Source organism: Indibacter alkaliphilus LW1, assembly GCF_000295935.2.
Lineage (GTDB): Bacteria > Bacteroidota > Bacteroidia > Cytophagales > Cyclobacteriaceae > Indibacter > Indibacter alkaliphilus.
Map to the genome: position 1 here is coordinate 1 of NZ_ALWO02000054.1, position 12,867 is coordinate 12,867.

Genomic DNA, 12,867 nt, shown 5'->3' on the forward strand with positions numbered 1-12,867 from the left:
CATATTGTTTCTGATGGGGGTAACAGGTCCGTTTTGGTCGTATCCCTGGTACAGAGAAGGACTTCAAAAAACTTTGGGAACCTACAAGCCAAGAGTAGGACAGGGACCTGGCCCGGGTAACCCCTCTGCCGGTCAGGGAAGAAGAGGCCAACAGGCGCCTTCCACTGGAAAAGAATCAGAATTACCCCTGTCAATTTTTGAGTACATCAGCAGTGCCGATGCAGTGTTGGATTACCCTGGGAATTATAGGATATCCCTTCCACAAGGAGGAGGCAAAAACCTGAACATTCAAAAATCAAAAATTGGATTTTTTGCCCCTGCTGCTTCGGATAGAGTAGTCCTTGATATGGAAACAGCTGACCTAACAGAGAAGGATATTTTCAGAGAAAAGCCTTTCAATGTCAGGGTTTCAAGTTCCATAAAGGCCCTACATGTTGGAGATGTTTATGGACAGTTCAGTAAATTCCTATATTTTCTTTCCTGCCTGATTGCAACCAGTCTTCCCGTGACAGGAACACTGATCTGGATCAATAAGTTAAAAAAGAAAAGGGCCAGGAAAAAAGTCCGGCCTGTTTCCCAAATTAAAACCATGAAAATTTAATAGGAACCTATGTTATTACTTTTGTGGAGGGGAATTGTAAGTTTTGCCCGGTATTAACCCTCACACAAATAACTTAGAATTAGCCTTTTATTTAAATTAGTTCAAGGTAAAACCTTTTGTATATGCCAGAAAGAAATCAAACTTGAACAGGGTTCATGTATCTATATGCGATAACTTTGATAGCATGTCATAGCGTTCATTTTAACAGGAGCTGTATCCCCTGATATTCCAGCTCTTTTAATTTCATCCCCGCAAGCAGCAATTGATCCGTTTCTATGCACTTCCTGATTTCTTCCATAAGCTTTAAGAGTGACTTTCCTTTATTGATCCGCTCAAAGGGAAAGGGATCCGGATTGGATGAAATGATGCTATCCAGCCTTTTATTGACCTGAATTTCTTTTTCATCCATAAGGGTAAGAATTTCGAAAATATCCATTGTTAATATTATTGACTTTTTTTGTGTCTATATTTTAAACATTATTTTTTGTTTGGAAAACCAGAGCTGCTCGATGATCCTGGTCCACAACCATCCCTCAGGAAACTTGAAACCCTCAGAGCAGGACAGAAGACTGACCCAGAAACTCTCTGAGGCCGGGAAACACTTGGACATCATTGTGCTGGATCATATCATCTTTACTGACTGTGCTTACTTCAGCTTTGCAGACGAAGGAATGATGTAAAGGAAAGGGGAGGGAGGCTCCCTTTTTTTGGCCTTATTGTTTTTTTAAAAAAAGACCTGCTTGAAGTATTTAATTATTGCTTTGAAAAAAATAGTGGTTTATAAATATTAATTTCATCTTTTAGTTCAACACTTTTTGTAAATCTTACGTCTTGCTTGTAAAACCAAATAATTATGAAACACATATATTACATTTTCCTCTTTACCTTGATCTTAACTTCCTGCAATCTGGATGAAAACCCGGATCCAACAATCTCTGAAATCGGGGTTTGGCAAATTACTGAGGTTAGAAGTTCCTGGGGCTTTGATCCAGTACCCGCTTCAGAATTGGAATACAATGAGACTTATGAATTTAGAAGTGACGGTACCTTTACCAAAATCAACTCAGAATTTAACCAGTCTTTAAGCGGAGTGTATACTGTAGAAGACCCTGAAGATATTTTTGAAGATAGGGTGAAGTTTTTTTTGACTTTGACCTTTAACCAAGATGATCTGAGTGCACTTGCTGAAGAGTTGCAAGAAAGGAATCCAGATTCTAGTGAAGCAATCTTTTTAAATTGGATGGTTTACAGTAACACTCAGGATACCGAAAGGTTAATTATGGAGCATGATGGAAACCTAATCAATGCAGGTTATGGGGTTATGGATGGGCCTATTTTTGTGTATGAAAAATAGTAAATCCTGATCAGTAAAGCTTAAATAATTAAAATCAGGACAGGAAACAAAAACGGCACCATTGCAGATCCCAAAGTGATCTTCAAACATGCTTTGGAAAACCAAAGCTGCTCCATGATCTTAGTACATAACCATCCCTCAGGAAATATCAGACCCTCAGAGCAGGACAGAAGACTGACCAAAAAACGCTCTGAGGCCGGGAAGCACTTGGACATCATCGTGCTGGATCATATCATCTTTACTGAAGTGCTTAATCAGCTTTGCAGACGAAGGTATGATGTAAAGGAAAGGGGGGGGTACCTCCTTTTTTTGGACTGAATTATCGAAAATGGAATTACTGAGCTTGGCGGTCCTAAAACAAATATCATACTCACCGGCTTTCCATTGCTTGGGTCAATAGGTTCTTGGGTTTTGGAGACTTTTAAATGTGATACTTCAAAAATTGCCAACCACTCTTAAGCTTCCTGAAATACCAGAGATGTGCGTTTTTAAACCTTCCGTTTAATCCTTGCCAATAATCATCTACTGATAGGCCCACATAATTGTTCTCCTACGAACAATATTGCTCGGTTTAGTACATCCAAAAATTTAAAACCCCTTTAATTGGCAATTTATAGGCTGTTTACCTGTGGCATCATAATGGAATTTCATCCCTCAGACCTGAACCTATTACCCTATGTATAAAAACTACTTCTTAGTTGCCATCCGAAACATTAAAAGGGAGAAAATTTATGCCCTTATCAATATCTTCGGCCTTTCTATAGGAATTGCTTTTTGCCTCCTCATCACCTTGTTTATTAAAGATGAGTTCAGCTTTGATAAATTTCACCCCGGACATGAAAATATCTTCCGCGTTTCTATGCTGGAAAACTATCCTGACGGCCGTGAATTTTTTAATGTCAATACCTCTCAGGTTCTCGGAATTACATTGGAAGAAAATTTCCCTCAGATTGATCAGGTGGTCAGGACAGGGGTTTTGAGCGGAATGGTAGTGAAAAATGATGATAACTTTCAGGAAAATATGCTTACAGCGGACCCTGATTTTTTCAACAGGTTCAATTTCCCTTTGGTTTCAGGGGAGTCCTCACAGGCTTTGGATAAAATCAATAACCTGGTCATCACAGAAAACTATGTCTCAAAATACTTTTCCGGACAGGATCCAATAGGGAAAACCTTGACGATCCGGACAGGCGATCTTGAAGAAGATTATGTGATTTCCGCAGTTGCAAAAAATCCTCCGGCCAATTCCAGTATTCAGTTTGACATGGTCATCCCTTTTGAAAATACCATTAGAAATACCTCTGAAGCAGCAAGAACAAATTTCTTTTATGTGAATGTTACGACCTATGCATTTTTGGAAGACCCTTTGAATGCCAGTCAGGTCGAAACAGGTTTTAATGGTTTGTTTAAAAAACTTTTTCCTGACTTCTCAGGAGAAGTTACGGTGAAATTTCAGCCATTGGCCTCCATCAGAATGGATACCTCTTACCCTAATGCTGGCAGTGATCCTTTGTATTCATATATATTGGGAGGACTTGCTTTACTGGTAATCCTCATTGCCATCATCAATTTTGTCACGTTGTCTGTCGGGAAGTCTGTGGACAGGGCAAAAGAAGTGGGTGTGCGTAAGGTCATGGGAGCGGTAAGGCGGCAATTGCTAGGACAGTTTTGGGGCGAGGCTATCATCATCAGCATGATTTCAGTTTGTCTTGGCCTGATCCTTTCAGAAGTGGCACTAGTTAAATTCAATGAACTCTCAGGGAAATCTATTCCTCATGTAGTATCATTTGAAATAGTTTGGGTCTGCCTGTTGCTCGCTTTGTTGGTAGGCTTTTTGGCAGGATTTTATCCATCGGTATTTTTGTCAAGATTCAATCCTGTAGAAGTGTTGAAAGGAAAAATGAAAGTTGCGGATGCCGGATTGATGCGTAAATCATTGGTTGTTTTCCAGTTTGTAATTTCTGTGTCATTGATTGTTTGTGCCCTGGCCATGAACAAGCAAATGAAATATATTCAGACCAAGAACTTGGGTTTTTATAAGGAACAGGTAATAGCCATCCCCACAGGATTAAATGAAACCAGTAGTCAGGCACTCGCGGAGAGGCTCAAAAACAAAATCATCAACAGAGATGATGTGGAAAATGTAGGTACTTCGTTTTTTGCAGTAGGCCAGTCTTGGGGTGAAGGATCTTTTACTGATGCAGACGGAGTGTATAGGTCCATGGCCTTTAATGTGGTGGATGCAGGATTTTTAAGGACAATGGGAGTTGAACTGGCCCTAGGGAGAGACTTCTATGAAGATAATGATGGGGATAAAAATGAAGGAATTATCGTAAATGAAGCCTTGATAAGGGAATTTGCTTGGGATGATCCTATAGGGAAAAGTTTACCTGGGAAAAATTTCCCCCAACACCAAATCGTAGGAGTTGTAAAAGACTTTCATTTTGCTTCACTCCGAGATGAAATTGATCCCTTGATCCTGCCTATGTCACCTTCAGTTCTAAATGGTTTTGATGACATAAGTTATTCTACTTCACCTTCAAGAAAAATCACTGTCAGAGCTAAATCGGAGGATCTGACGAGGTTTATGGCTGACCTTGAAGAGGCTTGGAAAGAAGTGGCCCAGGGTCAGGAATTCAACTTTTTCTTTATTGACGAGACATTGGCCAACCAATATGAGGCTGAAACCCGAATCGGAAATATCATAGACTATTCCTCCTTCTTTGCCTTGGTCATTGCCTGCCTTGGGCTGTTTAGTCTTGCTACGATGATTATCAAAAAGAGGGTGAAGGAAATAGGGGTCAGAAAAGTATTGGGGGCTACAGAAACCAACATCGCACAGATGTTTTCTTTTGAATTTCTGAAGTTGGTGCTGATTTCAATTTTACTTTCAGTTCCACTGTCCTTCCTTTTTATCAATAAGTGGATGGAATCATTTGTGTATAAAGCAGAAATTGGAATGGATATTTACATGATTGCAGGTTTTTCCGCAGTGATCATTGCTTTGGCAAGCGTTGGTTATCAGGCTACAAAAGCTGCTCTGATGAATCCGGTAAACAGTTTGAGGAGTGGGGAGTAAATGTTAAATGGTTTTAACTCCTTTTTAATTTTGGCTGACTTGAAAAGGGAGTTATCGGAAACAGGCATATTTAGTTAATGTCCCGACAATAATGTCAGGATCAAGGAGATCAGGTAGGTGTGTCTTGTTTTCATTTGCTGCTGTCTTCAAAAAAGTAATTCAAGTTTTGACTTTCTTACCAATGCCTTCCAAGTTATGCCTGTCCCTGCTCACGTGTCTGATGTGATGGTGTAGATTTTTCAAAGGACTTAAACAAGAAGGTATTTCTGAGGAGGATTTATACTGTTCCACCTTGCATTCAGTGGTTTGCAGACTCCTGAGGAGGGGCTAAACAAAAGCTCCAGCGCAAGGGGTGAAAAGTCTAACAAATTATATCTTCTCAGAAATCTCACTTGTTAAGATGGATTTAAAAACCCCATCTGATCAGGTATCTGTCTTTTGATAATCTCTGGGCAGTTCGCCAAATTGCTTTTGGAAGCATTTGGAGAAATAACTTGGGCTGTTGAAACCAACCACTGTGCAAACTTCGGAAATGGTGATTTCTCCTTCCTCCAACAATGCAGCAGCTTTTTTGAGCCTAAAAAGTCGAATATATTCATTAGGAGTCATTTTGGCTATACCCTTTATTTTTCTCAAAAGGCTGGATTGACTCATGTTCAGGTTTTCTGCCAGTTCATTGACTCCGAAAAGCTCATCTGATAAATGTGCTGTCATGATTTCATTGACTTTGTTTAAAAACCTTTCATCAGCCTTGGTGTGGGCAATGGTGTTAGAGACTGCTATAGGTGAACTGGAGAATTGCTTTCTGACTTTGTCTCTGTATTCCAAGAGATTTTTTGTCTGTAAGCTCAGGTATTCAAGAGAAAATGGTTTCTCAATGTAAACATCAGCACCTGTTTCCATTCCTTCAATCTTTGATTGCAAAGTAGTTTTCGCAGTAAGCAGAATTATGGGTATATGGCTGAACTCAATCTGGGATTTGACTTCTTTGCACAGTTCAATGCCATCCATTACCGGCATCATGATGTCAGAAATTATCAAATCCACCTGTACTTTATCCAAGGTTTCCAGAGCCTTTTTACCATTTTCAGCGAGGATGATCTGATACTCTGATTTCATATTGGTCTGCATAAAATTTCTGAGCTCTTTATTGTCTTCAACCAAAAGAATTATGGCTTTGGAACTTCCTTGCTCCACTGGCAAAATTTCGCTTTTTGTATCAGTCAAATTTTCAAAGCTGTCCAGATCATTGATTTCTTCCAGATGAAATGTATTTTTTTGTTTGATGGGCAATTTGAGCGTGAAACAGTTTTGGTCTCTTCTAAATAGGGTGTCTATTTTTAATTCTCCCTGGTGTAATTCAGCCAAAGACCTGGACAGAGGTAAGCCCAAACCGGTACCATTTCTTTTATTTTCATTGGCCTCATCATTGATCTGGTAAAATGGCTCAAAAATCTTCTCCCTTAGATTTTCATCAATCAACAAACCATCGTTACAAACTGTAATTGAAAAAAGATCAAGATTGCTTTCTTTGGGATTTAAATGGATGGAAACTTCAGTTGCTGCATTTTTCAATGCATTTGAAATCAGATTACTCAGTATTTTGGTGACTTCTTCCTTATCAATGTCAGCAGTGAATTTCTTTTCAGGCAAATTTATTTTGAATTCAAGGTGATTTAGATCGGCAAAGGGTTGAAATCTATAATGGAGATCTTTGACCAAAGAACAAATATCAGTACTTACAAAACTTAAACTGAAATCCTGCTTCTCGGCTTTTCGGAAGTCTAAAAGTTGGTTACTGAGATTGATCAAGCGATTGGAATTTCTCTCCATAATTAGGAGGTTTTCTTTGGTCTCTGGATCAAATTTTTCCTTTCCCTTTAACAACATTTCCAAAGGTCCCTTAATTAAGGTCAGTGGAGTTCGGATTTCGTGGGTAATATTGGTGAAAAACTTGATTTTTGCCTGATATATCTCTTTTTCCTTACTGTCCTCAAGCATACGGATGTTTTCTTTATGTCTTTTAGCAACTCTTGTCCTGTAAGTATTGATCAGCCAGATAATCAGAGCCAGAAAAATAGATGCATAAAGAATGAAAGCCCATCGTGAAAGGTAGAAGGGAGGGAGAACTTCAATTTCAAGACTTGCAGTCTCATCACTGAAATTATTTTCATTGTCTACAGTTGTTACCAAAAGCGTGTATTTGCCAGGTGGTAAATTCAGGTAAGAAATCTCCTGATTCTGGTCCAGGTAATTCCATTCCTTTTCCAACCCGTCCATGATATAAGCATATTTCCAAGCTCCCATGGAAGTGTAATTGAGAGCTGCAAAATTAAAAGTCAATGTAGACTGATCGTGCTTTAGTTTGAGGGATTGGGTATGGAGAATGCTCTTATCCAATATTCCCCCTCCATCCCCGGGAATGATTTCTCTATTGTAAACCTTGAGGCCGGTAAATACAATTTCAGGTTCTGAATCCTGTTTGATAAAGCTTTTTGGGTCAAACCTGATAAAACCGTTCAAAGAGCCGAAGTAAAGTGTTCCATCACTGGCTTTAAATCCTGATTTGTAATTAAACTGATCAGAAAGCAGTCCGTTCGATTTGGTGAAAATCTCAATTTTGCCTGCTTCAGGCTCAAATCTCAACAGGCCTTTGGCGGTGCTGACCCATAAAAAGCCAAGGTCATCTTCTACAATTTGGTAAATGGTATTGCTTGGGAATGCCTTGAGATCCTTATAAGGTAAAAATGAAAGATCATTTTCCTGAAATTTGACCAAGCCATATCCCTCCGTTCCCAACCAAATATTGCCTTGACTGTCTTCAATAATACTGATAATGGCTATGCCCGGCAAAGCATCCTTTTTATCAGGATCGGGAAGAAAATGGCTGACCTTTTCCTCTTCCGGTTCAAAAAGAAAAAGACCATTATTAGTAGTGGCAAACCAGATCCTTCCTTTTGAATCCTCCATGATGTCGATAAAAAAGCTAATATTAATCTCAGGGACAAATTCCAAGGTCTTGCTACCTTTTTTCATTTTGTATACACCTGAAATTGTCCCAAACCATTTGTTACCGCTTCGGTCTTCAAGAATAGAAAAAATGTCGCTGTCATAAAGGGGGTTCTGCAGGTTGGATTGGTCAATCTTTTCCACCTTTTCTGTTTTTGTATCCAAAATATCCAGCCTTAAGCCCATGGAATGGTTACTAAGCCATAATTTACCATCCTTATACAACATCCCATGAATGTTATGATAGCTGATGCCATCAGAAGTTTTCCCGGGTAAGAAATTTTTAAACTCACCTGTTTCTGGATTAAACCTACTCAAACCATTATCTTCAGTTCCAACCCATATATATCCGTTGTCATCTTCAGCAAACTCTCGTACCCTTTTACCTAGGATGGAGTTGGAACCGTTGATCGGGTAATACTTTTCAAATACAGTTTGGTGATTGGGCAAATAGTCAACCCCACCAAAATATGATCCTACCCAGATGCCACCTTCAGAGTCTTTAAAAATAGAATAGATGGCGTTGTCAGCAATGGAGTAGGGGTCATTGGGGTTTTGGATTATATGCCTGTAAGCATTAGTCATGGTATTGTAAACATAAATCCCAAGCTCCGTGCAAATCCAAAGCTCATTGGCGTTCAATTTGGCCATGTCCCTGATGAAGAGGGTGTTTTTTTCCATGTCCTGCTCTAAAACATTTTCTACTTGTCCTGTGGCTTTGATAAGTTTTTTAAGTCCTCCGTTTTTAGTACCTATCAACAGTTCAAGATCATGATCAAATAGATCAAGTATCAGATCTTTCCCCAAATCAGCATCAGGACTGTCATATTTGTCAAAAGATTCATTTGCTGCAATGAACTTTTGGATTCCCCCGCCTAAGATTCCAACCCATATATTGTTTTTGGCATCGATGGTCATGGAAGATACAGAGCCTGAAGCCAAACTTCCCGGCTTTAAGGGGTCATGGTAAAAATGGGTAAGTAAATTGTTTTTGGCTTGATATCTATAGAGTCCCGAACTACTGGAAGCAATCCAGATCTGTTGATTGTTGTCTTCCTGAATCTCTAAAATCTGACCCCATACGTTATTTCCATCCTGATCTTTTGTATCAAACTGCCTGAATTTTTCAGTTTCAGGTTCATATATGTAAACGCCTTGGTTTGTGCCCACCCAAATTTTACCCTGACGGTCTTCAAAAAGTGACTGCACAGTGTTGGAGCCAATGGAGTAAGGATTTTGGGGATCGTTCTTGAATACTTTAAACCTTGATCCGTCAAACCTGTTTAGGCCATCTTTTGTCCCAAACCACATAAACCCCCTGCTATCCTGCAATATGGCGAAAACAGTATTGTGGGATAGTCCATCTTCAACACTTAGATTTTTGAAGTACTGTTGTTGGGAATTGCCCAAATGGATGAAACACAAAAGACAAAGAAAAACCATCGACAAACATCTGATAATTTGTCCTGGGTAAAATAGAATTTTGGGTCTTTTGGAGCTAAGCATGCTATCAAGTAATCGGCAATTGCGAAATAAGATTCAAATAAAGAAAATTATCCTTCATTAAATAGAACAAATACTTCAGGAAGGCCTGTTCGGAGGAATCTTTTTATAATCTGGAGGATTTGTTCTAAACCTCCAAGAGCCTTCTGCCTAGCTTTAAACATCCAAGGCGAAGGTTCTTACAGCGAAACTTCAATCTTGGAAGTCCTTATCCAAGGCATTTCTAAACTATTAAACATTAATCCCAAAATGTTCCATGAAAAAAATATTACAGCGACCTTTTGTTTGGTTATTGCTATTGCTCGGTTTTAGTACGGGCACCTTATGGGCCCAAAATACTGTGCAGGTAAGCGGTACAGTAGTAGAAAAGGCTACAGGTGAACCCTTTCCCGGAGTGACTGTCCTCGAAAAAGGCACCTCCAATGGTACAGTTACAGACATTGATGGCAACTTCTCCCTAGAAGTAGCCGGAAATGAAAGTATTCTGTCAGTTTCATTTATAGGTTTTGTAAGCACTGAAATTCCCGTCTTAGGTAGATCCAGTATAACGATAGAACTGGAAGAAGATCTTAGTGATCTCGAGGAGTTTGTGGTGATCGGCTATCAGACTATTAAAAAGAAGGATCTCACAGGAGCAACATCTGTAGTCAATACAGACAAATCAAGTAGGGTGACTGCTGCTTCTTTGGGAGAGTCACTTCAAGGTCTTGCACCAGGGGTTTCCATTAGAAACGGTGGCGCACCTGGCCAGCCAGCCCAGGTCGAAATCAGAGGTATCGCCAGTTTTATCAATTCAAATCCCTTATATGTAATTGATGGAATGATCGCGGATGCCAACCCGACGATCAATACAAATGATATTGAGTCTATACAGATCCTAAAAGATGCTTCTGCGGCTGCCATCTACGGGTCAAGAGCAGCAAATGGTGTCATCATCATTACAACGAAACAGGGGGTAGAAGGCGATGCAAGAGTAAGTGTATCTGCAAAATATGGTGTTCAACAATTACCTCCTACCTTCGATATGATGAACAGCAGCCAGTTTGCCGAAATGCAAAGGAGGCAGTTTACAAACTCGGGTATGACTCCCCCACCTTCAGTTTCCAGTCAGTTTGACCCATCCGTTAATACGAATTGGTATGACGTAGGTACTCAGCTGGGTAATGCACAGGATTATAATGTCACGCTTTCCGGAGGAGCAAAAAACAGTAGTTACCTGGTTTCGGGTTCATACTTCAAAAACAAAGGGGTTCTCATTGGCAATGATTTCGAAAGGATGGCCTTGAGAATCAATACCAGAAGTAAGAAGGGAAGAGTAACTTTTGGTGAAAATCTTGTTTTCACAAATTCCATCACTAATGCACCGGGTACTGGAAATCCATTTTATGATATGCCTCAAATGCTTCCGGTAATTCCAGTAAGAGGTGAAAGATATATTTCAGCAGCAAATCCTGAAGGATGGGGAAAAGGAACTACAGATGCAGTAACTTATGCCTGGAACCCTGCTGCAGTTAATGCCATTAACAGCTACAGGAGCAACTTTGCCAAAATAGTGGGCAATGCTTACCTGGATGTGGATATTGCTGAAGGGCTTGTATACAGGTTTAACGCTGGGGCGGAGCTAAGCTTTGACCATAACAAGCGAATGAGGAGAAGCGGTGAGTGGCATTTCAACCAACCTGCTGCACCGACAAGTATTATAGAAGACAGATCCTTATTTTCAAGTTTCCTCTTGGAACACACCTTAAACTATACCAAAACGTTCGGAAAGCATAGTATTAACGGAGTAGTTGGTTACTCTCAACAAAGAACCAAAATCGATATTCTTTCAGCAGGTAGGACTGATCTACAGTCCTTCGATGGAAGATATCTTAATACAGTCAGTTCCGCTACCGGTGATCCAATCGCTGATGGTTTCATTCCTCAGAATTATGCGATTTCAGGTTTTCTTGGTCGAGCCAATTATACATACGATGAAAGATTTTTATTGACCTTGACAGGAAGATATGATGCAGATTCAAGATTTGCCAGTGAAAATAGAGCAAGGTTCTTCCCTTCCATAGCAGGTGCTTGGAGATTGAGTGAAGAATCCTTTTTCAGTTCCTCCTTGATCTCTGATATGAAATTGAGAGCGTCTTATGGTGAATTGGGAATAGTAACAGTAGGTTCATGGGATTATCTGGGTTTCTTAAACTCCAACCCAAGAGCCATCTTTGGACCAGATCAAGCTGCCTTTGTAGGTGCCACACAAGCCAGATTAGCGAACCCAAATCTAGGATGGGAAAGGCGGATAAGCCAAAATATTGGCGCAGATATAGGATTGTTTGACGATGCCCTGACCATTTCAGCAGAATATTACAATTCTCTTTCCCAAGATGTTCTGGTGAATTTACCGATTGCCTGGTACTTAGGCAACCTGGGTGGGGAACCTGCAGTAAATGCTGCATCAATCAGAAACACAGGTGTGGAATTGGCAGCAACTTATAGAAATATCAATAGAGCTTTCAAATGGGATGTTTCGGCAAATATGACGACCATAAGAAACAGGGTAGAGGATGTCGGGAATCTGGGAGAAGGTATTGATTACATCCAAACCGGAATAACCAGAACCCAAATAGGCAGGTCTCTTGGAGAATGGTTTGTTTTACAAACGGATGGGATATTCCAAAGTCAGGAGGAAGTGAATGTACATGTCAATTCAAATGGACAGCTGATACAGCCTTTCGCCCAGCCAGGAGATATCCGCTTTGTTGATCAAAATGGAGACGGTGAGATCAATCAGGAGGACAGGACATTTGTAGGTTCACCATGGCCAACTTTGCAGACCGGTGCACAATTCAATGCTTCCTATGGAAATTTTACTTTCAATATGCAGTGGGTAGGGGTTTTCGGTTATACGATCCTTAATGGGGTAAGAAGAGAATTGGATAGCTACCAAAACACCAATTTCAGAGCAGGTATCAATCCTTGGACTCCTGAAAATCCAAATACTTCAGACCCCCGCATAGGTGTTTCAGTAGGAGATCCTGCGTTGATTGACAATGCCAGAATAGAAAGTGACAGGTGGCTGGAAGACGGATCATACCTGAGACTTAGAAACCTGGAAATAGGCTACAATTTTAACAGTGCTCTGTTGCAACAATGGAAAGTGAGCAATGCCCGAGTATTTGCAAGTGGTCAAAACTTATTCACTTTTACCAAATACTCAGGGCCTGATCCGGATGTGACAGGTAATGGGATTTTGGAAAGAGGTCTTGACAATGGCAACTGGCCTGTGCCAAGAATCTATTCTTTAGGTTTCCAGTTTGAGTTTTAACCCAA

Annotated in this window: 7 protein-coding genes and 1 pseudogene; 6 read left to right on the forward strand and 2 right to left on the reverse strand. The window is 40.1% G+C overall.

Annotated features, from left to right (window positions below):
- Positions 1–601: PepSY-associated TM helix domain-containing protein (locus A33Q_RS20810; protein WP_009035380.1), on the forward strand; the 601-nt coding region annotated here is incomplete at its 5' end.
- 196 nt (positions 602–797) lie between these two features.
- On the opposite strand, the gene A33Q_RS20815 is transcribed toward A33Q_RS20810, so the two are convergent.
- Positions 798–1,037 carry a hypothetical protein gene (locus A33Q_RS20815; protein ID WP_009035379.1) on the reverse strand — a complete coding sequence of 80 codons (240 nt, stop codon included), beginning with the start codon at positions 1,035–1,037 and terminating at the stop codon, positions 798–800.
- A gap of 40 nt (positions 1,038–1,077) precedes the next feature.
- On the opposite strand from A33Q_RS20815, the pseudogene A33Q_RS21915 reads away from it, so the two are divergent.
- The 4 genes and pseudogenes from A33Q_RS21915 to A33Q_RS20830 all read left to right on the forward strand — a co-directional run.
- A pseudogene (locus tag A33Q_RS21915) lies at positions 1,078–1,281 on the forward strand (JAB domain-containing protein); the annotation flags it as partial.
- Positions 1,282–1,454: 173 nt separating this feature from the next.
- Positions 1,455–1,955 (forward strand): hypothetical protein, encoded by a 501-nt coding sequence (locus tag A33Q_RS20820; protein ID WP_009035377.1) that lies wholly within the window; start codon positions 1,455–1,457, stop codon positions 1,953–1,955.
- A gap of 75 nt (positions 1,956–2,030) precedes the next feature.
- On the forward strand, positions 2,031–2,273 hold the full coding sequence (locus A33Q_RS20825) for a JAB domain-containing protein (protein ID WP_009035376.1): 243 nt from the start codon (positions 2,031–2,033) through the stop codon (positions 2,271–2,273).
- A 358-nt stretch (positions 2,274–2,631) separates the two neighbouring features.
- Positions 2,632–5,034: an ABC transporter permease gene (locus A33Q_RS20830; RefSeq protein WP_009035375.1), complete on the forward strand. Its 2,403-nt coding sequence runs from the start codon at positions 2,632–2,634 to the stop codon at positions 5,032–5,034.
- Between the two features lie 423 nt (positions 5,035–5,457).
- Here A33Q_RS20830 and A33Q_RS20835 read toward each other — a convergent pair whose 3' ends face one another.
- The gene (locus A33Q_RS20835; protein WP_009035374.1) at positions 5,458–9,486 is read right to left on the reverse strand and encodes a hybrid sensor histidine kinase/response regulator transcription factor; all 4,029 of its coding nucleotides are present in this window, start codon (positions 9,484–9,486) and stop codon (positions 5,458–5,460) included.
- A 316-nt stretch (positions 9,487–9,802) separates the two neighbouring features.
- On the opposite strand from A33Q_RS20835, the gene A33Q_RS20840 reads away from it, so the two are divergent.
- Positions 9,803–12,862, forward strand: a complete 3,060-nt coding sequence (locus A33Q_RS20840; RefSeq protein WP_009035373.1) for a SusC/RagA family TonB-linked outer membrane protein — start codon at positions 9,803–9,805, stop codon at positions 12,860–12,862.
- Positions 12,863–12,867: the final 5 nt, after the last annotated feature.